We start from the raw sequence: 25,743 nt of genomic DNA, 5'->3' as shown, positions 1-25,743 counted from the left end.
TCGTGCGCCGGGCGCACAACACCCGCTCCAGTGCAGCACATTCGAGCCCCGGCGTGGGCTGCTTTTCACATCTTCGCGTAACTGCCAGTGATCACTCGGTAGCGTCCGGCGCATCCGAAATCCGAAATCGCACAGGCGACTGGCATATGTCCGAGTGGCAGCTGTCCGAGTCGTTCGGAGGCCCGATGGGACACCTGGACCACTTCAGCTTCGGCTGGCCGACCCCGGCCATCTCGTACGTGATGGCCTGCGTCGGCGCCGCGCTCGGTCTGCGCTGCACCCTACGCGCGCTCTCCGCCACCGGCCCGTCCCGGCGGAACTGGCTGATCACCGCCGCCGCCGCGATCGGTTCGGGCATCTGGACCATGCACTTCGTCGCGATGTTCGGCTTCACCGTGGACGGCACCGAGCTGCGCTACAACGTGCCGCTCACCATCCTGAGCCTGCTGGTCGCCGTCCTGGTGGTCGGGCTCGGCGTGTTCGCCGTGGCGTACGGGCGGCACCGGGGGCGCTCGCTGCTGCTCGGCGGCCTGATCACCGGGGTCGGGGTGGCTGCCATGCACTACCTCGGCATGGCGGCCGTCCGCCTGCACGGCGTGATCGCCTACGACTTCGGCACGGTGGCGCTCTCGGTGCTGATCGCGGTCGGCGCGGCGACGGCCGCGCTCTGGGCCGCCGTCACCATCCGCAACCTGTACGCCGCCGCGGCCGCCTCGCTGGTGATGGGTGTCGCGGTGAGCTGTATGCACTACACCGGGATGGCCGCCGTCCAGGTCGAGCTGCACCCGTCCCGGGTGGAGTTGGGCGGGGCGACGCCGATGCAGTTCATCTTCCCGCTGGCGGTCGGGCTGGGCTCCTTCCTGTTCCTGACCTCCGCCTTCGTCGCGCTGTCGCCGACCGCCCAGGAGCGCGCCGCGTACCGCGAGGCGGGCCAGCTGGCGATCGAGGAGCTCGACCGGGCGGCCTGACCGCGGCCACCGTCCACCACACTCCACCGAAAGGGCCCTGACCACATGGGAACCCACGCGGGCCCGCCCGCCCGGGAGGCCGCCACTCACGAGGCCACCGCCCGGGAGGCCACCGCCGCCCAACGACCCGCCGCGCACGCGCTGCTGCGGCGGCTGCGCCCCCGCACCGTCCGCGCCAGGATCGTCGCTCTGCTGATGGTCCCGGTGGTCTCCGTGATGGCCCTCTGGTCCTTCGCCACCGTTACCACCGCGCAGCAGATCTGGGACCTGCTGCGGCTCCAGGAGGTGCACAGCGAGCTGCTCGACCCGGTGGCCGCCACCGTGACCGGCCTGCAGGCCGAACGGGTCGCCGCAGGACAGCAGTTGGCCGCACCGGGGGTCGGCCGGGAGGCGGTGCTCCGGGAGGCCGCCGAGGCCACCGACCGGGCGGTCGCACCGCTCGGGATCGGGACCGGCTACAACCGGGCCGACGCCCGGGGGCTCGGCGCCGAGGCGGCCGACCGGGTGGACGCGCTGGGGGCGGCCGTCAGCGGTCTGGCCGAGCTGCGCCACCGGGTGACGGAACGTTCCGTCAGCTGGGCCGAGACCTATGCCGCCTACACCGCCGCGATCGACCGCGCCCTCGAGGTGACCGGCGCGACCACCGGGCTGCAGGACCACCGGGTCGCCTCGGACGGCCGGGTGCTGCTCGAGTTCGCCCGCTCCCGCGAACTGCTGGCCAGGGAGGACGCGTTGCTGCGCACCGGGCAGCGCGCGGGGACGCTGCTGGACGGCCAGCGCGCCGAGTTCGCCGCCGTCGTCTACGCCCGCCGGCTGTTCGAGCAGACCGCGGCGCCCGACCTGCGCCCGGTGGACCGCACCGCGCTGCTCGCGGTGGTCAACGGCACCGACCACCGCGCGCTGCTCCGGTACGAGGACGCCGTCCGCTCCGCCGCGGACGGCCGGGGCGCGGTGGACGCGGTGAGCGCCGAGCAGTGGTCGGTGGCCGCCGACAACGTCGCCCGCACCCTGCGCACGGTGGAGACCAACGCCGGTACGGCCGCCGCCGCGCAGGCCCGCCCGTACGCGCTCGGGCTGTTCAGCAGCTCCGGCGCCGCCGTGCTGCTCGGCCTGCTCGCGGTGGTCGCCTCGCTGCTGATCTCGGTGCAGATCGGCCGGGGCCTGGTCACCGAACTGATCGCGCTGCGGAACGCCGCGCTGGAGCTGGCCGGGCGCAAACTCCCGGGCACCATGCGGCGGTTGCGCGCGGGTGAGGAGATCGACGTGGAGACCGAGGCGCCGCTGCGCCCGCACGGCGAGGACGAGATCGGGCAGGTGCACGGCGCGCTCGGCTCGGTCCAGCGGGCGGCCGTGACGGCGGCGGTCGAGCGGGCCGAGGTGCTCTCCGGCGTCTCCGGGGTCTTCGTCAACCTGGCCCGGCGCAGCCAGGTCCTGGTGCACCGTCAGCTCACCCTGCTGGACACCATGGAGCGGCGTACCGAGGACCCCGAGGAGCTGGAGGACCTGTTCCGGCTGGACCACCTGACGACGCGCATGCGGCGGCACGCCGAGGGCCTGATCATCCTCTCCGGGGCGGCCCCGGGCCGGGGTTGGCGCAACCCGGTGCCGCTGATGGACGTGGTGCGGGCCGCGGTCTCCGAGGTCGAGGAGTACGCCCGGGTCGAGGTGCACCGGCTGCCGTTCGCCGCCGTGGCCGGGCAGGCGGTCGCCGACCTGACCCACCTGGTGGCCGAACTGGTGGAGAACGCCACCGGGTTCTCGCCCCCGCACACCAAGGTGCACATCCGGGGCGAGCAGGTCGGCAACGGCTACGCGCTGGAGATCGAGGACCGGGGCCTGGGGATGGGCCAGGAGGCGCTGGCCGACGCGAACCGGCGGATCGAGGCAGCCCAGCAGGTCGACCTGTTCGACAGCGACCGGCTCGGCCTGTTCGTGGTGAGCCGACTGGCCCGCCGGCAGGACGTCCGGGTCTCGTTGCGGACCTCCGCGTACGGCGGCACCACGGCGGTCGTGCTGCTGCCCAACGCGCTGTTGGAGACCCCTCGTTCGGGGCGTGAGGCGCCCGAGGCCGAGCGGACCGAGCCGGCCCCGCCGCCGGTCCCGGAGGTGTTCGGCTCCGGACTGTTGCGGCCGACCCCGTTCCCGGCACCCCGGCTGGCGGTCGCCCCGACTGCTCCGACTCCCGTACCGCCGCCGCCCCGGATGCCGCCGTCGCTCGGTCCGGAGTCGGACGACGACCTGCCGCGCCGGGTCCGGCAGGCCAGCCTTGCACCGCAGCTGCGCGAGGCCCCGGAGCGCCCGCAGACCCGGGCCCGCCCGGACGCTCCGCCCCGGTTCGGCCGCAACCCGGAGGAGGCCCGCGCCGCGATGTCCGCATACCAGCGCGGCTGGGCCCGGGGCAAGGACCAACGGACCGTCAACACCACCGAGGGAGAGCCCCGATGATCAGCCCCGCACCGCGCTCGGGAGAGTTCAACTGGCTGCTCGACGAGCTGGTCTCCCGGGTCGCCCAGCTCAGATTCGCCGTGATGCTCTCCGTCGACGGTCTGGCGATCGGCACCTCGGCCGGCATCGGCCGGGAGGACGGCGAGCACCTGGCGGCCGTCGCCTCCGGCTTCCACAGTCTGGCGAAGGGGGCGGGGCGGCACTTCGAGGCGGGTGAAGTCCGGCAGACCATGGTCGAGTTGGAGCACGGCTTCCTGTTCGTCGCGGCGGCCGGGGAGGGCACCTGCCTGGCCGTGTTCGCGAACTCCGACGCCGACCTCGGGCTGATCGCCTACGAGATGGCCCGGCTGGTCCGCCGGGTCGGCGAGCACCTGTACACGCCACCGCGCAGCGCGGTCGGTAGGTGAACTCGATGCCCTACCCGCAACGCCGCCACCTGCCCGAGTCCCCGTTCGGTTTCCCGGCCCCGGCCGAGCAGCACACCCGCTGGTACGACGGTGCGGCCGGGCCGATGGTCCGCCCGTACACGCTCACCAAGGGCCGGACCAGGCCCACCGGGCGGGAGTTCGACCTGATCGCCCTGGTGGTCAGCGACGTCCCGGACAGCCCGGACCTGCCGATCGGCCCCGAGCACGGCGCGATCCTCGACCTGTGCCGGGACAACGCGCTCTCGGTGGCCGAGATCGCCGCCGAGACCGACCTGCCGCTCGGGGTGGTCCGGGTGCTGCTCGGTGACCTGCTGGACGCCGAGTTCATCCGGGTCAGCCGCCCCGTACCGCCCGCCCTGCTCCCCGACGAGCACATCCTCCGTGAGGTCATCAATGGACTCCGCGCGCTCTGAACGCCCCGGACGCCCTGAACGCTCCGAACACCCCGACGACAGCCAGGTGCTGACCCTGAAGATCCTGGTCGCCGGGGGCTTCGGGGTCGGCAAGACCACCATGGTCGGCTCGGTCAGCGAGATCCGGCCGCTGCGCACCGAGGAGCAGCTCTCGCTGGCCGGGGCCGGGGTGGACGACCTCGGCGGGGTGGAGCAGAAGACCACCACCACGGTGGCGATGGACTTCGGCCGGATCACCATCCGGGAGGGGCTCTCGCTCTACCTGTTCGGTACCCCGGGGCAGGACCGGTTCTGGTTCCTCTGGGACGAGCTGGCCACCGGCGCGCTGGGCGCGGTGGTGCTGGCCGACACCCGGCGGCTGACCGACTGCTTCCCGGCCGTCGACTTCTTCGAGCACCGGGGCATCCCGTTCGTGGTCGCGGTGAACCGCTTCGCGGGCACCCGGGAGTTCCGCCCCGAGGAGGTGTCCAGGGCCCTCGACCTGGACACCGACACCCCCGTGGTGATCTGCGACGCCCGGCGGAAGGAGTCCGGCAAGGAGGTGCTGATCAGCCTGGTCGAGCACGCCGGCCGGGTGCACGCGGCCCGGCTGCTCGCCGAGGTCGGTGGCTGAGCGCGCCGACCGAGACCTCGCTCGTGGCGTTCCGCTGACGGAGCGTCACGGGTCGTACGCTGAAAATGTGATCACCTACGAGTGCCGCACGCTGCGCACCCTGGCCGACGAGGAACGCTGGCCCGAGCTGCTCGGGCTCTACCGCGAGTCCCGGGCGGTCGGTGCCGCGCTGCGCGGCGAGGCCCGGGGCGCGGCCGAGACCGGACCGCTCGGCCACCTGATCGCGTACGGGGCGCCGCCGGAGCTGGCCGCCCGGCTGTTCGACCCGGACGGCGGGCCCGGCGCTGCCGCGACGGTGGCCGACCACGACGCCGGGCCGCTCTGGGAGGTGCTGGCGACCCGTCACTCCTGGCGACGGCTGGCCCCGTTGCTGGGGCCCGCCCGGGTCCGGCGGCTGGTCCAGCACACCCGGGTGCTGCTCGGCGAGGAGCTCGACCACGGTGCCGAACCGGACCGGGACGGCGTCCCGCTCGCCCTGGAGTCGTGGGAGCTGGCGGGCTGGGAGCCGGGCGCCCGGGTCCGCGAGTACCTGCGCACCGGCGGGGCCCGGCGCGCCCTGCTCACCCTCCCGGCCGGCCGGGAGGGCCTCGGTCCGGTGGAACTGCCGGAGCCCGGCACCGTGGTCCGCGAGCTGGCGGCGACCAGACTGCTGGCCGCCGCCGTCCCCTGGGCGACCGCACGCTGCGTACGCGGCTCCGGCCCGGCCGCCGCCGCCCAACTGGCCACGGGCCGTCAGGTCACCGGCGGCTACCTCCCGTTCGGAGCGGTCTACCCCGCCCTGCTCCAGGCCGCCTCGGACGGCCCGGCCCGGGGCAGCGCCCAGGGCCGGATCGCGGTCTGGCGCCTGCTCGCCGCGATGACCGGCGAACCCGGCCCGTCCGAGGTGAACACCCTGGTGTCCCGCCTCCGCTGCTTCACCTGGCACGAGCCGGCCGACGAACTCCGCTTCGTCCACCTGGCCCTCGAGGACCCGGCCACGGGCCTGTCCTGGTCCCTGAGCGGGGCGGTCTACGACGGGGCCTGACGGGAGGTCGTACGAGGGGGCGCGGCCTGTCGGCGCTGCCGAGCGAGCTCCTCAGCGGTGGCCGCGGGTCTCGGTCTGTTTCGGATGGCCGGTGCCTGCACGAGTGATCCACAACGTCCGCTGCTCGTCGTCGATGGCGTACCAGATGCGGCCGCCGCCGGTCACCTCGTACTGCCACTGCTCCAACAGTGCTCCGGCGACCTTTACGATCCCGAGCGTTCCCTTCAGCGGATGCTGCCGCTGATCGACCTGTCGCGGCTCACCGGTGATGGCGACCCAGGCACGGTCCAGGTTCTCCGGTACCTGCTTCAGCAGCAGCTGCCAGCCCGCGTAGGCCTGGCGGTCAGCGGCTCGAACACACCACGGCTGTGGCCGGGGCAGCTCCTCCCCGCGCCCTGTCACGCAGCGTCCCCCGCTGCCGGGCGTGCGAGCTCGGGGCCCTCGCCCGGGAACGGCCCCTGGAGTTCACGGGCCAGCTGAGGGTCCGACCACACCTCGGCCGTGGCGCGCCACGACGCGAGGTTGCGGGCGAAGGGCAGCAGGAGGCCGGTATCCGCCCCGGCGACCAGGTCGGCGAGCAGCTCCCGCACGCAGGCGCCGCGCTCGTTCTCCGGAAGCCAGTGCAGCCAGGGCAGTTCCTCGGCGAGAAGTTCCTCGGCCAGGTCCGGCGCACGGCGCGCCAGGATCGCCAGGGAGCGTGCCGCGAACCGTAGGCCCGACGCTGTCGCTTCGAAGCGCTCGGCCCGCATCAGGACGAGGTTCTCCTCGTCGCGGCGCTCGAGTATCACGTCCGCGTCGTCGAGGGAGGGCAGCACCTGGGAGGGGCCGCGCAGGAAGGCACTGTAAGGAAAGGTCTGGACAGCCATGGAAACAGCCTATCTGAACTACTTCAGATATGTCGGAGGACCTGCTTCGAGCCTGACCTGATGCGAGGTGGTCGCGGGTGAGGACCGGCGGGGCGGCGGAGACGGAGCAGGCCCCCGCTCGACCGGGGGGTCTCCGAGCGGGGGCCTGCGGCTTGAGGGGGTGTCAGTGGGTCTTCTCCAGGGTGGGGGCGTCCGGCTGGGCCGGGACCGTGGAGGTGTGACTGTCCACCAGGGTGGTCTCGTCGAAGGGGAGGCGGCCGGTCAGGACCTGGTCCATCCGGTCGCGGTCGAGCTCCTTGGTCCAGTGGCCGATCAGCACGGTGGCGACCGCGTTGCCCGCGAAGTTGGTGAGGGCGCGGGCCTCGGACATGAAGCGGTCGATGCCGACGATGAGGCCGACGCCGTCGACGAGTTCGGGGCGGTGGGACTGGAGGCCGCCGGCGAGGGTGGCGAGGCCGGCGCCGGTGACGCCTGCTGCGCCCTTGCTGGCGATGATCATGAAGATGAGGAGGCCGAGCTGCTGGCCGAGCGCCATCGGCTTGTCGAGGGCCTCGGAGATGAAGATCGAGGCCATCGTGAGGTAGATCGCGGTGCCGTCGAGGTTGAAGCTGTAGCCGGTGGGGACGGTGATGCCGACGACGGGGCGGCTGACGCCGAGGTGCTCCATCTTGGCGATCAGGCGGGGGAGGGCGCTCTCGGAGGAGGAGGTGGAGAGGATCAGGAGGAACTCGCGGCCGAGGTAGCGGAGCAGGGCGAAGATGTTGACCCCCGCAGCCAGCCGGAGCAGTCCACCGAGCACCAGCAGGACGAAGAGCGCGCAGGTGACGTAGAAGCCGATCATGATCACGGCGAGGCTCTTGAGCGCGGCGGTGCCGGTGGCACCGACCACGGCGGCGATCGCGCCGAAGGCCCCGACCGGCGCCAGCCACATGATCATCGACATCACCCGGAAGACCAGCCGCTGGAGGTGCTCGATGCCGCGCAGCACCGGCTTCCCGGCCGGGCCCATCGCCTGCAGCGCGAAGCCCGCGAGCAGGGCGACCAGCAGGGTCTGCAGCACCTTGCCCTCGGTGAGGGCGGAGAAGACGGTGGTCGGGATGATCCCGAGCAGGAAGTCCGTGGTGTCCTGGGCGTGCCCGGCGGTGGCCTGGGCGTGGCCGGACTTGGCGAGGGCCTGGGTGAGGTGCAGGCCGGAGCCGGGCTCGAGCAGGTTGCCGACCAGCAGGCCGATGCCGAGTGCGACGGTGGACATCAGCAGGAAGTAGCCGAGCGCGAGCCCGCCGACCCGGCCGACCTTGGCCGCCTTGGTGACGGAGCCGATGCCGAGCACGATGGTGCAGAAGATCACCGGGCTGATCATCATCTTGATCAGGTTCACGAAGCCGGTGCCGATCGGCTTCAGGTCCACCGCCACGCCGGGGGCGACCAGGCCGACCGCGATGCCGGCCAGCACCGCGACGATCACCGCGAGATAGAGGTAGTGCGTCCGGTCCCGTCTCTGGGCTGCTGTGGTCGTCATGGTGCGGCTCCTTCGCCTGCGGGTGCTGCGGCCCGGGGTGGACGGGTCGGTCCGACTATGGGCGCCGAAGTGACCAGGGTCACGTTTGAGTTCATAGAGTTCACGCCACCCGAGCCGCTCGGCCCGCGCGGTGGCAGGGCACACTGGCTGGCATGGACGCGCACCCCGACCCCCAGCCGCGCCGCCGCGCACGCAGCCTGGCGGGCCAGCTCTTCGTGCTCCAGGTGGTCATCGTGGCCGCCGTGGTGGCCGGGGGTGCGGTGCTCGCCTACCTGTTCACCACCGGCCGGGCCGAGGATGCCGCCCGCCGCCAGGTCACCGCGGTGGCCCGATCGGTGGCCGCCGCACCCGACGTCCGGGACGCCGCGCTCGGCCCCGACCCGTCCGCCGTGCTCCAGCCGTACGCCGAGCGGGTCCGCCAGGACACCGGGGTCGACTTCGTCACCGTGATGGCCCCGGACGGCATCCGCTGGGCCCACCGCGACCCCGCCCAGATCGGCCGCCCGTTCCTGGGGCACACCGAACAGGCGCTGGCGGGACGGGTGTTCACCGAGACGTACACCGGCACGCTCGGCCCCTCGGTCCGGGTGGTGGCCCCGGTGCTGGACGGCAGCCAGGTGGTCGGGATGGTCAGCGCGGGCATCACGGTGCAGTCGATCAGCACCCAACTGCGGGGCCCGCTGATCGCGCTGGGCGGAGTCGCACTCGGCGCACTGCTGCTCGGCGGGGCGGCCACCTACCTGGCCAACGTCCGGTTGCGACGGCACACCCACGGCATGGGCGCTGCCCAGCTGAGCCATCTGTACGACTACCACCAGGCCACCCTGCACTCCGTCCGGGAGGGTCTGGTGCTGCTGGACGGCGTCGGTCGTGTGGTGCTCTGCAACGATGCTGCCCGCGAACTGCTGGGCCTGTCGGGTGAGTTGGACGGTGTGCCGGTCCGGTCGCTCGGCCTGCCGCCCTCGCTGGTCCGGGCGCTCGGCTCGGCCGAGCCGGTCCGGGACGAGCTGCACCTGACCGCGGAGCGGGTGGTGGTGCTGAACACCTCGGCGGTCGGGCCCGGCCTCGGCACCGTGGTGACCCTCCGGGATCACACCGAACTCCAGGGGCTGGTCGGCGAGTTGGACTCGGTACGGGGCTTCGCCGAGGCGCTCGGCGCGCAGGCGCACGAGGCCGCCAACCGGCTGCACACCGTGGTCTCGCTGATCGAACTCGGCCGCCACCGCGAGGCGGTGGACTTCGCCACCGCCGAACTCGAGCTCGCCCAGCAGCTCACCGACCGGGTGGTGGCGGCGGTCGGCGAACCGGTGCTGGCCGCCCTGCTGCTCGGCAAGACCGCCCAAGCCGCCGAACGCGGCGTCGAGTTGACCCTGACCGAGGACAGCCGGATCGACGACGGCGTACTGCCGCCCGGCCTCACCCCGCGCGACCTGGTCACCGTGCTCGGCAACCTGGTGGACAACGCGGTGGACGCCGCGATCGAGAACGCCGCCGCCCGCGCCCCCGAGGTCACCGTCACCGCCCGGGTGGACGGCTCCGAACTGCTGCTCCGGGTCGCCGACTCCGGGGCCGGCATCGAACCGGACGCCGCCGCCGAGGTGTTCGGCCGGGGCTGGACCACCAAGGCGGCCGAGGGCGGCCGGGGGCTGGGCCTCGCCCTGGTCCAGCAGACCGCCCGGCGCAACGGCGGCACGGTGCAGGTCGGCCGCTCGGACGGCGCGGTGCTCACCGTCCGGCTGCCGCTCCAGCGGGACGCGCTACCGCTCCAGCGGGAGGCGGTCCGATGATCTCGGTCCTCGTCGTGGAGGACGACCCGGTGGCCGCCGCCGCCCACACCCTCTACGTCCAGCGCACCCCTGGTTTCGCCGCCGCGGGCACCGCACACACCTGCACCGAGGTGCTGCGCCTGCTGGACCGCTCCCGTACCGCCGGAACCCCCGTGGACCTGCTGCTGCTCGACCTCCACCTGCCCGACGGCCACGGCCTCCAGCTGCTCCGCACGCTGCGCGCCGCCGGGCACTCCGCCGACATCATCGCCGTCACCTCGGCCCGTGAGCTGGCCACCGTCCGGCAGGCCGTCTCGGCCGGGGTGGTCCAGTACCTGCTGAAGCCCTTCGGCGCGGCCGCCCTGCACGACCGCCTGGACCGCTACGCCCGCTACCGCTCCACCCTCGGCCGGACCGGCGACGCCACCGGCCAGGACGAGGTCGACCAGGCCTTCGCCGCCCTCCGCACCCCCGACCGCACCGCCCTCCCCAAGGGCCTCAGCGCTGCCACCCTCGACACCCTGGCCACCGTGCTGCGCACCGCCCCTGACGGCGTGTCCGCCACCGCAGCCGCCACAGCCACCGGCGTCTCCCGGATCACCGCCCGCCGCTACCTCGAACACCTGGTCACCACCGGCCTCGCCGACCGCGAACCCCAGTACGGCCAGGTCGGCCGCCCGGAACTCAACTACCGCTGGCGCTCGGGCTGACGCTGCCTACGGCCGGCGCTCCGCCACCGCGAGGAAGCGGTCGTCGGTGTCGGTGTAGCTCACCAGGTGCCAGCCGTTGGCGGCCAGTAGCGGGCGGAGGTTGGGCTCGGCCCGGAGGTCGTCGGGGGTGAGCTCGCGGCCGTGGCGGGCGGCCAGGACGGCGCGGCCGATCGGGTGGAAGAGGGCCAGGGTGCCGCCGGGGCGGCTGATCCGGGCCAGTTCGCGCAGGCCCAGGGCGGGGTCGGGGAGGTGGTTGACCAGGCCGGCCGCGAAGACCAGGTCGGCCGTGCCGTCGGGCAGCGGGAGGTGGGCGCAGTCGGCCAGTGCGACGGCGGCCACGTCGGAGTGCGCCTGGGCCCGGGCCACCATCTCGGGGGTCACGTCGATGCCGAGTACGGTCCCGGCCGGGCCGACGGCGTCGCGGAGCAGTGGCAGCGCACGGCCGGTCCCGCAGCCCGCGTCGAGTACGAACGCACCTGAGGCCAGGCCGAGTTCGGCGATCGCGGCGGCGTAGCGCGGGCTGTCGTCCGGGTACTTGGAGTCCCAGGTGTCGGCGCGGGCGGCGAAGAACTCACGGGTGGCGGCCAGTTCGGCTTCGTACGACATGCCCGCAGCCTATGACGCAGGGACCTTCCGGTAGTGGAGTAGGGCGACCCCGTTGCCGAAGGTCCGGCTCTCGATCAGTTGCAGGTCCACCGTGCGGTCGGCGGGCGGGAAGAGCGGCTTGCCCCGCCCGATCAGTACCGGGTGGACGTAGATCCGGTACTCGTCGATCAGGCCGTGCTGCGCGAAGGCGGTGGCCAACTCGGCGCCGCTGAGCACCAGATCGCCGCCGGGTCGGGCGGCGAGCGCCCGCACCTCGGCCGGGTCGACCTCGCGGGCGATCTCGGTGTTCCAGCCGGCGTGGGTGAGGGTCCGGGAGTAGACGGTCTTGGGCATCTCCCGCCAGATGCCCGCGAAGTCCGCCGTCGGCCCGGTCACCGAGGGGTCGGCGTCGGCGGTCGGCCAGTAGTCGGCCATCAGCTGCCAGGTGACCCGCCCGCTCAGGAACCCGCCCTTGGTGCGCAGTTCGTCGTTCATGTGCTGGTGCAGCTCGTCGTCCACCCGGTGCCAGCTGATGTCGCGGTCCGGGCGCTCGATGTAGCCGTCCAGGGAGATGCCCACGAACAGGATGATCTTCCGCATCCGTTCACCATGGCATGCCCCGTTTCCCCTGTCGGCCTCACTCGTTGATGGAGTGTCGGGTTCACTCGGACGAGTGGAAAGCGGGCCCCGTGCGGAACCGAAGGCTCCGAGTGAGTAAAGTTAGGCTTACCTAACTCAAGGGAGTCTGCCTTGGCCCTCACCGCCGCCCCCTCGGCCGGCGACGCGATCCTGCGCCGTCAGCGCGTCCGCGAGTCGGCTGCCCGCACCTACGCCCGTTCCTTCCCGATCGTGCCGGTCCGGGCCCACGGGATGACGGTGGAGGGCGCGGACGGCCGCCGCTATCTGGACTGTCTGTCCGGCGCCGGGACGCTGGCGCTCGGCCACAACCACCCGACGGTGCTCACCGCGATCCGCCGCACCCTGGACAGCGGCGCACCGCTGCACCTGCTCGACCTGGCCACCGCCGAGAAGGACGACTTCACCACCGCGCTGTTCGAGAGCCTGCCGCCCGGCTTCGGCGACCGCTCCCGGGTGCACTTCTGCGGACCGGCCGGCACCGACGCGGTCGAGGCGGCGCTCAAGCTGATGCAGACCGCCACCGGCCGCCGGGGCGCGCTCGCGTTCACCGGCGCGTACCACGGCATGACCGCCGGGGCGTTGGCCGTCACCGGCGCCGTAGAGGTCAAGTCGCCGCTGCCCAGCGGGGGAGAGGTGACCCGGCTGCCCTACCCGTACGCCTACCGCTGCCCGTTCGGCGAGGGCGCGCGCGGGGCCGAGCTGTCCGCGACGTACGTGGAGCGGCTGCTCGACGACCCGTCAGGGGGCGTGCTGCCGCCGGCCGCGATGATCCTGGAGGTGGTCCAGGGCGAGGGCGGGGTGGTGCCCGCGCCGGACGGCTGGCTGCGCGAGATGCGCCGGATCACCGCCGAGCGCGGCATCCCGCTGATCGTGGACGAGGTGCAGACCGGCGTCGGCCGGACCGGCGCGATGTGGGCGGTCGAGCACAGCGGGATCATGCCGGACGCGATGGTGCTGTCCAAGGCGATCGGCGGCAGCCTGCCGCTCGCGGTGGTGGTCTACCGGGAGGAGTACGACGGCTGGCTGCCCGGCGCGCACACCGGCACCTTCCGCGGCAACACGCTGGCGATGGCGGCGGGCGCGGCCACCCTGCGGTACGTCGCCGAACACGGTCTGGTAGCCAGGGCCGACCTGCTCGGGGCCCGGCTGACGGGCCGTCTGGACGCACTCAAGGGACGGCTGCCGGTGATCGGCGACGTCCGGGGCCGGGGTCTGATGATCGGTGTCGAGCTGGTCGACCCGAGCGGCGAACCGGACCGCTGCGGCGCCCACCCGGCCGACCCCGAGCTGGCCCGCCGGGTCCGGGCGGCCTGCCTGCAGCGCGGCCTGATCGTCGAACTCGGCGGCCGCCACGACGCGGTGCTCCGGCTGCTGCCGCCGCTCACCGTCACCGACGAACAGGTCGAGGCGGTGCTGGAGCGGCTCGCCGAGGCGATCGAGGCCGCGTCCCGGTGACGGGCAGCCCGGGAGAGCTGGCCCGCCCGGCGACGCTGCGCCCGCTGCTCGAGCTGGTGCTGACCGCCCTGGAGGTCGGCGCCGCGCACCGGGGCGGCCCGCTGCCGCCCGGCGGCCCCGAGCTGATCGCTGGTCAGACCCGGCTGGCGCTGGCCGTCCAGCACGACCAGGACGCCCTGCTCCGGCTCACCGAGTTCCTCGCCTTCGGCGCCGCCGACCCCGCCGACCCGGCCTGCGCGGCGCACCTGCACTGCCCGCCGCTCGCCGTCGCGGTCGCCGCCGACCTCGCGGTCAGCGCCCTCAACCCCTCGCTCGACTCCTGGGACCAGGCCCCGGCGGCCACCGGGATGGAGACCGCACTGATCGCCGAGCTGGCCGATCTGGTCGGCTTCGACCCGGCACTCGCCGCCGGAGTGCTGACCACGGGCGGCACCGAGTCCAACCTGATGGGCCTGCTGCTGGCGCGGGATCAGGTGCTCGGCGGCGAGGTCGAGTTGCACGGGCTGCCACCGGGCGTCCGCCCGGTGATCCTGGCCTCCGAGGCGGCGCATTTCTCGGTCCAGCGCGCCGCCGCCCTGCTCGGCCTGGGCGAACGGGCGGTCCGCACCGTCCGGGTCGACCGCGAGCTGCGGATGGAGCAGGACGCGCTGGCCGAGCAGCTGCGCGCCGCCGTCCACGCCGGGCAGCGGCCGATCGCGGTGGTGGCCACGGCGGGCACCACCGACACCGGCGCCGTCGACCCGCTGCACCGGGCCGCCGAGCTGGCCGCCGAGTACGGCGCCTGGCTGCACGTGGACGCCGCGTACGGCGGCGGGGCGCTGCTGAGCGACCGGCTGGCCCCGCTGCTGGACGGCATCGCCCGGGCCGACTCGGTCTCGCTGGACTGGCACAAGTTCGGCTGGCAGCCGGCCGCCGCCGGGGTCTTCCTGGTCCGCCGGGCCGAGTCGTACGGGTCGCTGGCCCGGCGGGCGGCGTACCTCAATCCGGCCGACGACGAGCAGGCCGGCTACCCGAGCCTGCTCGGCCGCTCGCTGCGCACCACCCGCCGGGCCGACGCGTTCAAACTGCTGGTCACCCTGCGGACGCTGGGCCGCAAGGGCCTGGGTGCACTGGTCGACGCCTGCCACGACCTGGCGCTGGCCACCGCCGGGGCGGTCGAGGCGGCCGGGGAGCTGGAGCTGCACTGCGCGCCGGTGCTCAGCACGGTGGTGTTCCGCTACCACCCGGCCGACCATGGACCGGCCGAGCTGGACCGGCTGAACGCCGAGCTGCGCCGCGAGCTGCTCCGGTCCGGCCGGGCCGTGGTCGGCCGGACCGAACTGCCGGGCGAGGGCCCCGGCCGGGTCCGGCTCAAGCTCACCCTGCTCAACCCGCACGCCACCCTGGCGGACACCGGAGCACTGCTGGCCGCGGTGCAGGTGGCCGGACAGCGCGTCAGAGACCGGGGCGGCGAAGAAGGGTGACGTAGGGTGAAAAATCAGGACAACCCTACAGTCAGGACAGGCGGTCAACAGTGGCAAACCGAACCGTGGTGATCGAGACCACCAAGGGCACGATCACGGTCGAGCTGTACGAGGACAAGGCTCCGATCACGGCCGGGAACTTCGCCGACCTGGTCGAGCGGGGCTTCTACGACGGGCTGAAGTTCCACCGCTACGAGCCGGGTTTCGTGATCCAGGGCGGTGACCCGCTGGGCAACGGCACCGGCGGCTTCATCGACCCGGCGACCAAGCGGGAGCGGACCATCAAGCTGGAGGTCACGCCCGGACTCAAGCACGGCGAAGCGGGCGCACTCTCGATGGCCCGCAGCCAGAACCCGAACAGCGCTTCCAGCCAGTTCTACATCACGCTCGGCCCGGCGGCTTTTCTCGACATGAACTACGCCGTCTTCGGCCGGGTCACCCAGGGCCTGGACGTGGCGCAGCAGCTCAGGGCCGGTGACAAGATCACCAGCGCCAAGTTCGCGGACTGAGAAAGCAGTTGGCGGATCTGACAGCCGGATTCCCGCTCCGGCTGTCAGAATTCGTAGGAAAGCGCGACCGCAGGTCGCCCCGTGGGTATTTCCGGGGCCTTTTCGGCAAGCCTCCGTGGACATACCGTCTCAGTGCTGTCCGGTTGTTTTCGGCCGCACTGGGGCGGGTTCTCGCCAACCACCCGGTCATGGTTGCGGATCAGTCGGAGTGCGGCGGTAACTTCTAGTAGCCGCCGCCACACCAGGAGCACACGGCTCCTCGGGACTCGCGGCGCGAGGGAGCAGTGAACCCGCCGTCATCCGGCGTGGCCTCTCCTCTCGCCTCTCTGGCACGAACTCCCTTGGTATCGACACCACTTCCCTGTACTCAGTCCTGCGACGCGGAGCTGCGGCATGACCGAAACACTCCTGAGCACCACTTTCAGTACCTTCCAGGCGCTGCCGTTCTCCGACCGCTGCCACCGGGTCTGGCAGCGCGGCGACCATCTGCTGATCGGGGTCAGCCCGGGCAACAGCTACTTCAGCCATCTTCGGATCGCCCAACTCGTCCGCTGGGGGCGCCAGTTCTTCGACTCGGTGGATGTGGTCCACGCCGACCTGCACGTGGACACCCAGTTCGCCGCGTTCGGCTATCCGGCCGACCAGGCCCGTCGCCGGGCGGCCAAGGAGACCAAGACCACCCGGCGGCGGATCGAGCGCGGGGTCGAACTGGCCGGCCGATCCCGGGTCGGGGTGCACGCGCTGTCCGAGTTCGCGGACACCGCGGCGTACCGGCGGCTGTCCGGCGAGGTGGCCGGTGCGCTGGCGGAGGACGAGGACTTCCGGCTGGCCACCGAGGGGATGGCGGCCGGCTTCCTGGCCGCCAGGCTGCCGGAGGGCGAGGCGCCATCGGCGGACCAACTGGCCGCCGGGGTGGCCTACATAGCCGCTGAGCTGCCGTTCTTCCTGGACACCCCGAGCCTGCTGGACGTGCCGTCCTCGGTCTCCTGCTACCACGTCGAACTGCCGCTCACCCCGGTCCTGTTCGGCCGCGACCAGGGCCTGCGGGCGGTGCCGGGGCAGGGCTACGCGGTGGTCCGGCCGAGGGCCGTACCGCAGGTGCCGCAGGTCGCCACCGCCGCCTGACCCTGACCGACCCTCAAGAGGAGCAACCCCGATGACCACGAGTGCACAGCGCGAGTTCACCTTCCCCCTGTCCCGGCGCGGCGACGTGCTGCCCGAGGAGGCCACCCTGCTGCGCGAGCAGCAGCCGGTCGCCAAGGTCACCACGCTGACCGGTGACCCGGCCTGGCTGGTGAGCAGCTACCAGCTGGCCAAGCAGGTGCTGGAGGACGAGCGGTTCAGCCTCAAGGACACCGCCAACCCGGGCGTGCCGCGCCAGTACGCGCTGACCATCCCGCCCGAGGTGGTCAACAACATGGGCAACATCAACAGCGCCGGGCTGCGGGACGCCGTGATGAAGACCCTCTCGCCGCGCGCCGACAAGGAGTTGGCCGGCTGGCTGGAGGCCGAGGCGCACCGGCTGCTGGACGAGCTGGAGCAGCAGGGCCAGCCGGCCGAACTGCGGGACGGCTTCACCGAGCCGTACTCGGCCGCACTGCACTGCCGGCTGCTGGGCATCCCGACCGACGACTGGCGACGGCTGATGGGCGGGATCGACGTCGCCTTCATCACCAGCCCGGCCACCTTCGAGGGGTCCACCCCCAACTGGTACAAGGACCTGGGCTACATGCTCGGCAAGCTGAACGCCGACCCGGAGCCCAAGGACGGGCTGCTCGGCCGGTTCGCCGCACTGCGCCGGGAGCGTGCCGACCTGGAGGACGACGAGCTGCTGGCCACCGTCGCGCTCTCGCTGTTCGGCGCCGGGGCGGTCTCCACCTCGTCCTTCCTGCTGCACGCGATCATCGCGCTGGCGCAGCGGCCCGAGCTGGCCGAGCGGCTGCGCCAGGAGCCCGCGCTGATCGGCCGGGCGGTGGACGAGCTGCTCCGCTACAACCTGTCGATCGGGGACGCGCTGCCCCGGATCGCGCTGGCGGACGTCCAGGTCGGCGAGGTGCTGGTCCGTCAGGGCGAGCTGGTGCTGGTGCTGATCGAGGGCGCCAACTACGACCCGGCGGTCTTCCCGGACCCGGAGCGGATCGACTTCGACCGGGCGGAGAACCCGCACCTGGCCTTCGGCGCCGGGCGGCACTTCTGCCCGGCCTCCGCGCTCGGCCGCACCCACGCCGAGATCGCGCTGCAGGTCCTGGTGGAGCGGCTGCCCGGGCTGCGGCTGGCCATCCCGGCCGAGCAGCTGGCCTGGCGGCCCGGCTTCATCAAGCGGCTGCCGGAGCGGCTGCCGGTGGTCTGGTGAGCACCCAGCCCGCCGGAGGGCCTCAGCCGAACAGGACCGATCTGACCTGCTCCCAGACCGCCGGATCGGCGGCCACGAGCAGTCCGTCCGTACCGCCGGGTGGTTCCGGCCGGTAGCTGCTGCCGTCCAGGCGGGCGGAGACCCCGCCCGCCTCGGTGACCAGCAGCGAGCCGGGGGAGTGATCCCACGGCAGGGTCCGCCAGTACAGGATGAACTCGGTCCCCCCGTCGGCGATCTGCGGGTACTCCATGCCGGCCGAGCGCAGGCCGTCACCGGTCTTGCCGAAGACCCGGACGGCGGTCTGCATCCGGTGGTGCTCGGCCGGGTCGAGGAAGCGGCTCTTCACCGAGCCGCGCCACTTCTCGGGCGCGTCGGTGACGGCGGGGCGGGTCAGCCGGTGCCCGTCCCGCCAGGCGCCGGCGCCCAGCTCGGCGGCGTACGCCGTCCCGCTGACGGGTTGCCAGATCCAGGCGGCGACGGTCTGCCCGGCGCGGACCAGCGAGGCCATCACGGCGAAGTCAGGGCGGCCCGCGACGAAGTTGGAGGTCCCGTCCACCGGGTCCACCAGCCAGACGGCGGGTTCGGAGCGGAGCGCCTCGGCCAGCGCCGGATCGGCGGCCACCGCCTCCTCGCCGACCACCGGGACGGGCAGCAGCTCGCGCAGCCGGCGGGTGATGATCACCTCGGCCTCCCGGTCGGCGATCGTCACGATCTCCCCGGGCGCCTTCTCGATCACCTCGCCCGCGGCCAGTGCCCGGAAGCGCGGCTCGACCACCTCGGCCGATGTCTCGGCGAGGATCTCGGCCACCTTTTCCATCAGCACGTGCGCGCTCCCTTCGCTGGGTACCACTCTCGCACGTCCCCCCGGCCCCGACCTGCGGCGCCCCACCGACGAGGCAGGTCGGACGGCCCGGAACCGGGKGGGCCGGAGAAGGGCGGCCCACCCGGTCAGCCGAGGAAGTGGAATCCCGGCCGAGGGTGCATCAGGAACTCGTGGTGCGAGATGTTCCAGGCGTACGCCCCGGCCATCGCGAACACCACCCGGTCGCCGGCCCGCAGCTCCGCCACCGGGATGCCCGCCGCCAGCACGTCCTTGGGCGTGCAGAGCTGCCCGGCCACGGTCACCCGGCCGGTGGTCACGGCGGGCCGCTCCCACGGGTGCGGCCAGTCGGCCACCGGGAGCACGCTGAACGGCTGGTCGTGGCCCCGGGTGGCCGGGGTGCGCAGGTGGTGGGTGCCGCCCCGGACGATCGCGAAGTCCTCGCCGTGGCTCTGCTTCACGTCCAGCACCTCGGTCGCGTAGTAGCCGCAGTACGAGGTCAGTGCCCGGCCCGGCTCGATCCGCAGGGTCAGTCCGGGGTGCCGGTCCAGCAGCTTCGCCAGCCCGGTGCCGAAGGCCGTCCAGTCGAAGCGGGCGGCCGGGTCGGCGTAGTCCACGGCCATCCCACCGCCGACGTTGACCTCATCGAGGGTGATCCCGTGCCGCTCGGCCAGCGCCATCGACCACTCCACCACCTGCTCGGCGACCGCGAGTTGAGTCTCCGCTGCCAGGCCGCTGGCCAGGTGGGCGTGCACGCCGACCAGCCGCAGCCGCTCGAAGCCGGGCTCCGCCAGCAGCCGCACACAGCGGTCGACCAGCGCCGGGTCGAGGCCGAAGGAGGTCGGCCGGCCGCCCATCGCCAGCTTCACCGAGTCGAGCGAACCGTCCGCCACCGGCAGGTTGGCCCGCAGCAGCACCTCAACAGGGCCGTCGGCGAGCGCGGCCAGCATCCGCAGCTCGTGCTCGCTCTCCACGTGCCAGCGCCGCACCCCGAGCCGCAGTGCGGACTCGATCTCGGCCGGGGTCTTGCCCGGGCCGCCGAAGGCCAGCGGATGGTCCGGCACCGCGGCCCGGACATGGGCCAACTCGCCGCCGGAGGAGACCTCGTAGCCGTCCACGGCGGAGCCGAGCGCGGCCAGCACGGCCGGCTCGGGGTTGGCCTTGGCGGCGTAGTACAGCTCGACCCGCTCGGGCAGCGCGGCCCGGACGGCGGCGGCGTGCTCGCGCAGCGCGGCCAGGTCGTAGACGTAGACCGGGAACTGGTCGGGCGTCAGGCCGGCGATCAGGGTGTCGAGGGACATCAGGCACTCCAGCTCAGGGCCAGCACGGATTCGCCGAGCGGCGAGGGCAGCGGGACGTACCCCGCCTCCCGGTCGGCCTTGCGCTCCCAACGGGTGAGCAGGTTGGCCTTGGCGGGCAGCGGCACCCCTGCGAGCAGTGCGGCCAGCCGGGGTGGGCAGCCGTGGGCGTCGCCGAACTCGCCGAGTACGGTGCGCAGTTCACCCCAGAAGGCGGCTTCGAGGGTCGGGTGCTGGTCGGCCAGTGCGGAGACCAGCTCGGACAGGTGGTTGACCACCAGGCAGTACACCACCCGGTCCCAGCCGCGCTGGGCGTCGTAGGCCATCGGCCCGGCCACCTCGGGCGGCAGGGCGGCCAGCAGCTCGGCGTTCCGCTCCAGCAGCAACTTGGTGCCCTCCAGGTCGCGGAACAGCACCTGGGCCGGACGGCCCAGGCCGTCCACGCCGAGCACCACGTTCTGCAGGTGCGGCTCCAGCACCACACCGTGCTCGAAGTACGCGGCCAGCACCGGCGGCACCACCAGGCGCAGGTAGGCGCCCCACCAGTCGAGTGCCCCGGCCGGGCCCGAGTCGCCCAGCAGTTCGGCCAGTTGGGCCGAGCTGGTCGGATACTCGTCGGCCACTGCGGCTGCCAGCAGCGCGGTGACGCCGGGCCGCAGCTTGTCCGCCAGGCCCTCCCGGACGATCAGGCCGAAGCCTTCGAACAGCGAGTTGTCCACCGAGCCGTCCGGGCCGGGCAGGGCCAGCGTGCGGAAGGCGGGCTCGCGTAGCATCCCGGCGTCCGGGTACTGCTCGGCCAGCTTGGCGAACGGCTTGGCCAGCAGCCTGGTCAGGGTGACCGCACCGGTCAGCTCGTAGGCGGCGTTCTTGCGCAGGCAGTTGGTGATCCGCACGTTCAGGCTGAACTTCAGGAAGGCGCCCGCGCCGTACAGGGTGCGCACCGAGGCGGTGGCGGCGAAGTCCTCGCCGTGCTCGCCCAGGTCGATCACGTCGCCGCGCTCCATGGCAGCGGTCAACCCGGGGTGGTCGCAGAGAAGTTCGTACTGCCAGGGGTGGGCGGGCAGCAGGGTGTAGCCCTCCGGTACCTCGCCCAGCGAGTCGAGCAGAGCCAGCGCGCCCGGGTCGGCGGTGTCCTGGGCGACGTACTCGGAGCGCACCGCGAGATGGCGCAGCCGGAACACGGCCCGGGCTTCGGGGGCGTAGTCGTCCCAGGAACCGCGCTCGGCGTAACGGGACTTGGGGGCCGGGTGGAACCGGTGGCCGAACAGCAGGGCCTGTTCGGACTCCAGGTAACGGTCCGGGCCGGGGGCGGGCCGACGGTCCAGTCCGTGGGCCACCCCGGCGCGGCTGGAAGCCAGCTGGGTGAGGAACTCCTCGTTGCGCACGCCGGTGCGCAGCGTCAGCTCGGCCTGCACGTGCTCGGCCAGCTCCCGCCAGCCCAGCTCGCGGGCGCCGTCGGGGCCCTCCTCGAAGACCGGCCCGATGAAGCGGTGCGCGCCGGTCAGCGAGGTCCGGCGGAGCTCGATCCGGAGAGCAACGCCCCGGCGGGGCAGCCGAAGATGCAGCCGGCCGTCCACGATCGCGGTCTGGTGCTCGGGGCCGGAGACCTCACGGAGGAGGCAGTTCAGCAGGGTGTGGGCGACGGCCTGATCGGCCGTCGGGAGGGTGGTGGGCGCGAGGTTCGACCGCTGGGCGGTGTCGAGCGAAGAGGGCATCAGTTGCTCCTGCGGGAGAGGAGGACGAGGGCGGCGGCGACCAGTGCGGCCACGGTGCCGGTCAGCACCGGGGCGGTCGGACCGAAAGCGCTGTTGACCAGCGCGGCGACCACCCCGGCGGCGACCGCGCCGCCCTTGGAGACGAATTCGAGTGAGCCGAACATCCGGCCCGGGGCCCGCCCGCGGCATGCCTCGGCGGCGAGCACCGAGAGGCAGACCAGACCGAGGGTCAGGCCGACGCCCAGCAGCAGCCGGGCGAGGGTGAAGGTGAGCAGGGAGCCGGCCGGGCCGTGTGCGGCCAGGCCGAGCGCGACGAAGCCGAAGCCGATCGCCAGGCCGGTGCGCGGCCGCTCCAGGAAACGGGTGTGCACCCGTCCGGCGGCGGCCAGATAGCACAGGTGCGGCAGCGCGAAGAGCAGGCCGGTGACCGTGCCGGAGACGCCGGGCAGCTTCTGCTCCACCAACGCGACCAGGTACGGGAAGGAGATGATGGTGGAGAAGACGAAGGCGAACTCCACCGTGTAGAGCAGCTTGAGCGAACCGGGCACGACGACGGCGGCGGGCGGGCGGCCCGCCGCGCTCGGCCGGACCGGCCTGGACGGCTCGGGCAGCAGGGCGAGCAGTCCGGCGGCGAGCAGCGGCAGAACGGCCATCAGCAGATACTGCCGGTGCGGGGATATCCAGGGCGAGAGGGCGCCCACCAGGATCGGCGCGGCCACCAGCGAGGCCCGGGCGCTGCCCTGCATCAGGGTCAGCGCCTTGGACAGCCGGGGGCCCTCCAGTGCGGCGGCCAGGTAGCCGTTGGTGGCGGCGAAGGTGCCGCCGAGGAAGCCCTGCAGCACCAGCGCGACGGTGAAGGCGGGCAGGCTGTCGGCCCAGCCGGCGAGCAGGAACGAGACGGTGAGCCCGAGTTGGGCCCGGAGCAGCAGCCGCTTTCGACCGAACCGGTCGGCCAGCCGGCCCCAGAGCGGGGCACCGAGGCCGCTGAAGACGGTCGGCACGATGTAGAGCACCCCGGCCCAGCTGCCGTCCTGGTCGCCGAGACCCGGCAGGATCTGGGTCAGGAACGGCGGCAGGCCGAGCGCCGCGAAGGAGGCGACGAAGTAGCAGGCGGCGATCGCGTGCACCTGGCGGCGGTCCAGCCCCTCCGGTGCCGGGACGGTCATCGTGCGCTCAGCTGCTGCGGTGCTCATCAGACCTCCAGGCGAAGGTAGTTCGGTCCGCTGGTGTAGTGCTTGTTGATGTCGGCTGCGCCGGAGCGCTCCTTGCTGAGCAGCGATCCGGCGGTGACCATCGCCTTCACCGGCAGCCGTTCGGCGTCCAGCAGGGCGGCCCGCAGCGAATCGCCGGCCGGGCCGAGCCGCCCGATCGAGCGCTCGAGCTCGGCGCGCAGCAGGCCGAGCAGCTCGGCCAGCGGGGCCCGGCCGTGCGCGGCCAGACCGAAGGCGAGCGAGGCGGTGCACAGGTGGCCGGTGATCGTGGTGAACAGGTCGGTGAGTGCCAGGTCGCTCTGCGAGAAGACCCGGGCGTCGTCGAACTCGCCGACGAAGGACCCGAGTTCACCGAGCCGGTCGGTGTTCACCCGGGGGCCGTCGTTGTCCTTGTAGAGCAGCCGCAGCCGGGTCGCGCCGTCCACCCGGTCGAGCACCAGCGAGGTGTTCTGCTGGTGCGACTCCAGGGCGATGCCGTAGCCGAACAGGGTGGTCTGCCAGTCCAGCAGCAGCGCCAGCAGCTCCCGGTAGAAGGCGGTCACCGAGCCGTCGTAGAACCGGTCGGCCAGCAGGTCGACCACCAGCCCGCCGGGCGCCGGGGCGAGCAGCGCGGCCAGCGGCACCGTCAGGGCGTGTTCCAGGCCGGCCGGGTAGCGCCGGACCAGCACCGCCAGCAGCTCGTGGCCGGTGTGCGCGTAGCCCTGCTCGTCGGCGTGCAGGATCCGCTCCGCCAGGCGGGGTTCGCGGGCCAGTACGGCCTCGAACAGCCGCTGTCCTGCAGCGCCGTCCTCCAGGGTGCCGGGCTTGATGGTGCGCCGGTTGCGCAGGCCGAGGGTGGCGGTCGTCAGCGGCAGCTTGAGGTGCCACTCGGGGTGCTCGGCCAGAGCGACGGTGCGCATCGACAGGGTCGGCACCACCTCCAGGTGGCCGCGCTCGGCGAGCACCGCGCCCGGTACGGCGGCCAGCGCCTCGCGGGCGCTCAACGGGTGGACCGGGACGGCGACATGACTGTCGGTCAGCTCGCTCAGCCCCAGCTGTGCCAGGCTCGGCCACCAGTCGGGGCGCGGCCCGACGGTGTCCACGGCCAGTGCCCCGGCCGGTACGGCCAGCCAGTTCAGTTCGAAGCTCGGGTGGAACTCCGGTGCGTAGCTGCGCAGTTCGTCCTGGCTCAGGCCGGACCGGCCGCGCGCGGTCGGGTACACCGGGTGGTCCAGGAAGGCGGCCAAGGTGTCGAAGCCGAGCGAGCCCGCCAGGCCGGTCCAGTTGGCGGGGTGCTCGCCGTGCCGGAGCGCGAGCAGGTCGTGCACCTGGCTCTGGATGTCCGCGTGCAGCTCCATGGTGGCCAGGGTCTGCCGGCACTCCTCGGCGAAGGCCGGGTAGCCGTCCCGGTCCTGTGGATCGGCCAGCTCGGCGAGGTGGGCCAGGATCTCGGGGAGCCCGGTCAGCTGCTTTCCCTCCACCGTCAGCAGCGGGAGCCTGGCGGTCAGTTCGCTCTGGAAGCCGTCGGTCGCGACCGGCAGCGCGAGTGTCCCGGCCACCAGCCAGCGGCCGTCCGCCCGGTCCTCGAGAGTGCTCTGGGTACGCAGGCCGAGCACGTCCTCGCGGAGCAGCGCGCCGAGCACCCGCAGGGTCAGCTGCTCGGCCTGGCCGGCGCGGGAGCCGTTGCCGGCGCGGGAGTCGACGCTCATGCGGAGATCTCCCAGCGGTTGGCCGCGATGAACCCGGCGACCGCGCCGTCCACCGCCGTCTGGTCGGTGCCGACCGCCCAGATCACGCCCAGGTAGTCGCGGTTGGTGCCGTAGTGGTCGTGCCGCTCGCCGACCGGACGGAACGGGCGGTAGCTGAGCCTGACGCCGTCCCGGTCCTGGTCGAAAGCCTCCGGAGCGGAGGTGAGCACCCCGGCCCGGTCGGCGCAGACCGCCTCGTTGCGGGCCCGGCCGTCGGTACGGGCGCCGAGGTCGGCGGGCAGCGGCACGCCGAGGTGGGCGCGCAGCACGTGCTCGAAGAACGGGATCTCCAGCAGCTGGGCCAGCATCAGGTCGCACTGGTCGCCGATGGCCCGGTAGTTGATCTCGATGATCCGGGCCCGGCCGTCCTCCTGCACCACGAACTCGGTGTGGCAGGCGCCGAGTCCGACGCCGACGGCGTCGAGTTGGGCGAGCACCTGCTCGGTCACCGCCTGCGGGTGCGCGGGGACGAACTCCAGCACCTCCTCGATGAAGTTCGGCGGCGGCGAGAGCCGGGTCCGGAAGCCGCCGAGCACGTGCCGGACGGTGCCGTCGCCGAGCGTCTCCAAGGTGTGCAGCTCACCGGCCAGGAACTCCTCGACCACCAGCGCCGTACCGGCCCGGCGTTCGCGGATCGCGGCCACCCGCCCGGCCAGTTCGGCGGCGTCGGCGACCAGCGCGACATCCTCGCTGGCCACGCCCTCGCGCGGTTTGACCACACAGGGGAACGGCGGGTCCAGCTCGCCCGGGTCCTGCTCCGGGGCCAGCTCGCCGGACCAGACCGCGTCCAGCCCGGCGGCGGCCAGGTGGCGGCGGAACTGGGCCTTGTTCTTGGCCCGCAGCGTCGCCTTCCAGTCCTTGCCGGGCAGCCCGAAGTACTCGGCGGCCAGCGCGGTCTGGGTCTGCAGATGGTCGCTGTTGCTGAACACCGCGTCCGGGGCCTGGAGTTGCGAGATCAGGCCGATCACCTCGCGGTGGTCGTGCACCGCGCACTCCACCACCTCGGGCACGAACTCCCGGTCGGCGTAGGCCTTCCGGTGCGCCTCGGGGGAGTCGGTGAGCACGGTCACCGACAGGCCGAGCCGCGCGGCGGCCGGCAGGAAGCCGTCGGTGACGGAGTCGGTGGGGTTGAGTGCGAGCAGGTACATCCGCATGGCGAGCTGTCCTCCGGTGTGGTTCAGGAGGACCGGGGGCGTCGACGCCCCCGGCCCCGGGG

24 protein-coding genes are annotated in these 25,743 nt (G+C 73.2%); 13 read left to right on the top strand and 11 right to left on the bottom strand.

Annotated elements, in window-relative coordinates; all coding sequences use genetic code 11:
• The first annotated feature begins 185 nt into the window (after positions 1 to 185).
• From ACXJMZ_RS20425 to ACXJMZ_RS20400, 6 genes are all read left to right on the top strand, one after another.
• Positions 186 to 968, top strand: coding sequence for an MHYT domain-containing protein (locus ACXJMZ_RS20425; RefSeq protein WP_457031589.1), 783 nt, complete (start codon positions 186 to 188; stop codon positions 966 to 968).
• Positions 969 to 1,013: 45 nt separating this feature from the next.
• Entirely contained in the window at positions 1,014 to 3,413 is a 2,400-nt protein-coding gene (locus ACXJMZ_RS20420) for a sensor histidine kinase (RefSeq protein ID WP_457031494.1), read from the top strand.
• A complete protein-coding gene (locus ACXJMZ_RS20415; RefSeq protein WP_457031493.1) occupies positions 3,410 to 3,820 on the top strand; it encodes a roadblock/LC7 domain-containing protein in 411 nt (136 codons plus the stop codon). Before ACXJMZ_RS20420 ends, ACXJMZ_RS20415 begins: the two co-directional genes overlap by 4 nt.
• A gap of 5 nt (positions 3,821 to 3,825) precedes the next feature.
• Positions 3,826 to 4,254: a DUF742 domain-containing protein gene (locus ACXJMZ_RS20410; RefSeq protein WP_457031492.1), complete on the top strand. Its 429-nt coding sequence runs from the start codon at positions 3,826 to 3,828 to the stop codon at positions 4,252 to 4,254.
• Positions 4,235 to 4,867: a GTP-binding protein gene (locus tag ACXJMZ_RS20405; protein WP_457031491.1), complete on the top strand. Its 633-nt coding sequence runs from the start codon at positions 4,235 to 4,237 to the stop codon at positions 4,865 to 4,867. Before ACXJMZ_RS20410 ends, ACXJMZ_RS20405 begins: the two co-directional genes overlap by 20 nt.
• Before the next feature lie 67 nt (positions 4,868 to 4,934).
• On the top strand, positions 4,935 to 5,891 hold the full coding sequence (locus ACXJMZ_RS20400) for a hypothetical protein (RefSeq protein WP_457031490.1): 957 nt from the start codon (positions 4,935 to 4,937) through the stop codon (positions 5,889 to 5,891).
• 51 nt (positions 5,892 to 5,942) lie between these two features.
• Here ACXJMZ_RS20400 and ACXJMZ_RS20395 read toward each other — a convergent pair whose 3' ends face one another.
• From ACXJMZ_RS20395 to ACXJMZ_RS20385, 3 genes are all read right to left on the bottom strand, one after another.
• On the bottom strand, positions 5,943 to 6,293 hold the full coding sequence (locus ACXJMZ_RS20395; protein ID WP_457031489.1) for a hypothetical protein: 351 nt from the start codon (positions 6,291 to 6,293) through the stop codon (positions 5,943 to 5,945).
• Complete coding sequence (locus ACXJMZ_RS20390) at positions 6,290 to 6,757, bottom strand: hypothetical protein (protein WP_457031488.1); 468 nt, start codon at positions 6,755 to 6,757, stop codon at positions 6,290 to 6,292. Before ACXJMZ_RS20390 ends, ACXJMZ_RS20395 begins: the two co-directional genes overlap by 4 nt.
• 163 nt (positions 6,758 to 6,920) lie before the next feature.
• Positions 6,921 to 8,276 carry a cation:dicarboxylate symporter family transporter gene (locus ACXJMZ_RS20385; protein ID WP_057239554.1) on the bottom strand — a complete coding sequence of 452 codons (1,356 nt, stop codon included), beginning with the start codon at positions 8,274 to 8,276 and terminating at the stop codon, positions 6,921 to 6,923.
• 152 nt (positions 8,277 to 8,428) lie between these two features.
• On the opposite strand from ACXJMZ_RS20385, the gene ACXJMZ_RS20380 reads away from it, so the two are divergent.
• Together ACXJMZ_RS20380 and ACXJMZ_RS20375 are read left to right on the top strand one after the other, a co-directional pair.
• On the top strand, positions 8,429 to 10,063 hold the full coding sequence (locus ACXJMZ_RS20380; protein WP_457031487.1) for a sensor histidine kinase: 1,635 nt from the start codon (positions 8,429 to 8,431) through the stop codon (positions 10,061 to 10,063).
• Entirely contained in the window at positions 10,060 to 10,752 is a 693-nt protein-coding gene (locus ACXJMZ_RS20375) for a response regulator (protein WP_457031486.1), read from the top strand. The genes ACXJMZ_RS20380 and ACXJMZ_RS20375 overlap by 4 nt, the downstream gene beginning before the upstream one ends.
• A gap of 6 nt (positions 10,753 to 10,758) precedes the next feature.
• On the opposite strand, the gene ACXJMZ_RS20370 is transcribed toward ACXJMZ_RS20375, so the two are convergent.
• Positions 10,759 to 11,358 (bottom strand): class I SAM-dependent methyltransferase, encoded by a 600-nt coding sequence (locus ACXJMZ_RS20370; protein ID WP_457031485.1) that lies wholly within the window; start codon positions 11,356 to 11,358, stop codon positions 10,759 to 10,761.
• Positions 11,359 to 11,367: 9 nt separating this feature from the next.
• Positions 11,368 to 11,937 (bottom strand): dihydrofolate reductase family protein, encoded by a 570-nt coding sequence (locus ACXJMZ_RS20365; RefSeq protein WP_457031484.1) that lies wholly within the window; start codon positions 11,935 to 11,937, stop codon positions 11,368 to 11,370.
• Between the two features lie 150 nt (positions 11,938 to 12,087).
• Between ACXJMZ_RS20365 and ACXJMZ_RS20360 the strand changes: the two genes are divergently transcribed.
• From ACXJMZ_RS20360 to ACXJMZ_RS20340, 5 genes are all read left to right on the top strand, one after another.
• Complete coding sequence (locus ACXJMZ_RS20360; protein WP_457031483.1) at positions 12,088 to 13,431, top strand: diaminobutyrate--2-oxoglutarate transaminase family protein; 1,344 nt, start codon at positions 12,088 to 12,090, stop codon at positions 13,429 to 13,431.
• On the top strand, positions 13,428 to 14,894 hold the full coding sequence (locus ACXJMZ_RS20355; RefSeq protein ID WP_457031482.1) for a pyridoxal phosphate-dependent decarboxylase family protein: 1,467 nt from the start codon (positions 13,428 to 13,430) through the stop codon (positions 14,892 to 14,894). The genes ACXJMZ_RS20360 and ACXJMZ_RS20355 overlap by 4 nt, the downstream gene beginning before the upstream one ends.
• Positions 14,895 to 14,944: 50 nt before the next feature.
• The gene (locus ACXJMZ_RS20350) at positions 14,945 to 15,403 is read left to right on the top strand and encodes a peptidylprolyl isomerase (RefSeq protein ID WP_457031481.1); all 459 of its coding nucleotides are present in this window, start codon (positions 14,945 to 14,947) and stop codon (positions 15,401 to 15,403) included.
• A gap of 393 nt (positions 15,404 to 15,796) precedes the next feature.
• Positions 15,797 to 16,528, top strand: coding sequence for a tRNA-dependent cyclodipeptide synthase (locus ACXJMZ_RS20345; protein ID WP_057239575.1), 732 nt, complete (start codon positions 15,797 to 15,799; stop codon positions 16,526 to 16,528).
• Positions 16,529 to 16,559: 31 nt separating this feature from the next.
• Entirely contained in the window at positions 16,560 to 17,756 is a 1,197-nt protein-coding gene (locus ACXJMZ_RS20340; protein WP_457031480.1) for a cytochrome P450, read from the top strand.
• A gap of 22 nt (positions 17,757 to 17,778) precedes the next feature.
• Here the strand turns inward: ACXJMZ_RS20340 and ACXJMZ_RS20335 are convergent, their stop codons facing one another.
• The 6 genes from ACXJMZ_RS20335 to ACXJMZ_RS20310 all read right to left on the bottom strand — a co-directional run bounded on the left by ACXJMZ_RS20335 (position 17,779) and on the right by ACXJMZ_RS20310 (position 25,681).
• The gene (locus ACXJMZ_RS20335) at positions 17,779 to 18,573 is read right to left on the bottom strand and encodes an inositol monophosphatase family protein (protein WP_457031588.1); all 795 of its coding nucleotides are present in this window, start codon (positions 18,571 to 18,573) and stop codon (positions 17,779 to 17,781) included.
• A gap of 131 nt (positions 18,574 to 18,704) precedes the next feature.
• The gene (locus tag ACXJMZ_RS20330; RefSeq protein WP_457031479.1) at positions 18,705 to 19,877 is read right to left on the bottom strand and encodes a type III PLP-dependent enzyme; all 1,173 of its coding nucleotides are present in this window, start codon (positions 19,875 to 19,877) and stop codon (positions 18,705 to 18,707) included.
• Positions 19,877 to 21,589, bottom strand: coding sequence for an IucA/IucC family protein (locus ACXJMZ_RS20325; protein ID WP_457031478.1), 1,713 nt, complete (start codon positions 21,587 to 21,589; stop codon positions 19,877 to 19,879). The genes ACXJMZ_RS20330 and ACXJMZ_RS20325 overlap by 1 nt, the downstream gene beginning before the upstream one ends.
• Positions 21,589 to 22,782 carry an MFS transporter gene (locus ACXJMZ_RS20320; protein WP_457031477.1) on the bottom strand — a complete coding sequence of 398 codons (1,194 nt, stop codon included), beginning with the start codon at positions 22,780 to 22,782 and terminating at the stop codon, positions 21,589 to 21,591. The genes ACXJMZ_RS20325 and ACXJMZ_RS20320 overlap by 1 nt, the downstream gene beginning before the upstream one ends.
• Positions 22,782 to 24,488, bottom strand: coding sequence for an IucA/IucC family protein (locus tag ACXJMZ_RS20315; protein ID WP_457031476.1), 1,707 nt, complete (start codon positions 24,486 to 24,488; stop codon positions 22,782 to 22,784). Before ACXJMZ_RS20315 ends, ACXJMZ_RS20320 begins: the two co-directional genes overlap by 1 nt.
• Positions 24,485 to 25,681: an ATP-grasp domain-containing protein gene (locus tag ACXJMZ_RS20310; RefSeq protein ID WP_457031475.1), complete on the bottom strand. Its 1,197-nt coding sequence runs from the start codon at positions 25,679 to 25,681 to the stop codon at positions 24,485 to 24,487. Before ACXJMZ_RS20310 ends, ACXJMZ_RS20315 begins: the two co-directional genes overlap by 4 nt.
• Between the last annotated feature and the right edge of the window lie 62 nt (positions 25,682 to 25,743).

The organism is Kitasatospora sp. P5_F3, assembly GCF_054049135.1.
Note: the sequence above shows the minus strand (reverse complement) of the source record. Positions and strands in the feature narration are given on the sequence as shown.

What these genes read in the sequence shown, in the direction of transcription:
- ACXJMZ_RS20425 (WP_457031589.1), top strand. Translation starts at nt 186, where the DNA reads ATGGGACACCTGGACCACTTCAGCTTCGGCTGGCCGACCCCGGCCATC.
- ACXJMZ_RS20420 (WP_457031494.1), top strand. Translation starts at nt 1,014, where the DNA reads ATGGGAACCCACGCGGGCCCGCCCGCCCGGGAGGCCGCCACTCACGAG.
- ACXJMZ_RS20415 (WP_457031493.1), top strand. Translation starts at nt 3,410, where the DNA reads ATGATCAGCCCCGCACCGCGCTCGGGAGAGTTCAACTGGCTGCTCGAC.
- ACXJMZ_RS20410 (WP_457031492.1), top strand. Translation starts at nt 3,826, where the DNA reads ATGCCCTACCCGCAACGCCGCCACCTGCCCGAGTCCCCGTTCGGTTTC.
- ACXJMZ_RS20405 (WP_457031491.1), top strand. Translation starts at nt 4,235, where the DNA reads ATGGACTCCGCGCGCTCTGAACGCCCCGGACGCCCTGAACGCTCCGAA.
- ACXJMZ_RS20390 (WP_457031488.1), bottom strand. Translation starts at nt 6,757, where the DNA reads ATGGCTGTCCAGACCTTTCCTTACAGTGCCTTCCTGCGCGGCCCCTCC.
- ACXJMZ_RS20385 (WP_057239554.1), bottom strand. Translation starts at nt 8,276, where the DNA reads ATGACGACCACAGCAGCCCAGAGACGGGACCGGACGCACTACCTCTAT.
- ACXJMZ_RS20380 (WP_457031487.1), top strand. Translation starts at nt 8,429, where the DNA reads ATGGACGCGCACCCCGACCCCCAGCCGCGCCGCCGCGCACGCAGCCTG.
- ACXJMZ_RS20375 (WP_457031486.1), top strand. Translation starts at nt 10,060, where the DNA reads ATGATCTCGGTCCTCGTCGTGGAGGACGACCCGGTGGCCGCCGCCGCC.
- ACXJMZ_RS20370 (WP_457031485.1), bottom strand. Translation starts at nt 11,358, where the DNA reads ATGTCGTACGAAGCCGAACTGGCCGCCACCCGTGAGTTCTTCGCCGCC.
- ACXJMZ_RS20365 (WP_457031484.1), bottom strand. Translation starts at nt 11,937, where the DNA reads ATGCGGAAGATCATCCTGTTCGTGGGCATCTCCCTGGACGGCTACATC.
- ACXJMZ_RS20345 (WP_057239575.1), top strand. Translation starts at nt 15,797, where the DNA reads ATGACCGAAACACTCCTGAGCACCACTTTCAGTACCTTCCAGGCGCTG.
- ACXJMZ_RS20340 (WP_457031480.1), top strand. Translation starts at nt 16,560, where the DNA reads ATGACCACGAGTGCACAGCGCGAGTTCACCTTCCCCCTGTCCCGGCGC.
- ACXJMZ_RS20335 (WP_457031588.1), bottom strand. Translation starts at nt 18,573, where the DNA reads ATGGAAAAGGTGGCCGAGATCCTCGCCGAGACATCGGCCGAGGTGGTC.
- ACXJMZ_RS20330 (WP_457031479.1), bottom strand. Translation starts at nt 19,877, where the DNA reads ATGTCCCTCGACACCCTGATCGCCGGCCTGACGCCCGACCAGTTCCCG.
- ACXJMZ_RS20325 (WP_457031478.1), bottom strand. Translation starts at nt 21,589, where the DNA reads ATGCCCTCTTCGCTCGACACCGCCCAGCGGTCGAACCTCGCGCCCACC.
- ACXJMZ_RS20320 (WP_457031477.1), bottom strand. Translation starts at nt 22,782, where the DNA reads ATGAGCACCGCAGCAGCTGAGCGCACGATGACCGTCCCGGCACCGGAG.
- ACXJMZ_RS20315 (WP_457031476.1), bottom strand. Translation starts at nt 24,488, where the DNA reads ATGAGCGTCGACTCCCGCGCCGGCAACGGCTCCCGCGCCGGCCAGGCC.
- ACXJMZ_RS20310 (WP_457031475.1), bottom strand. Translation starts at nt 25,681, where the DNA reads ATGCGGATGTACCTGCTCGCACTCAACCCCACCGACTCCGTCACCGAC.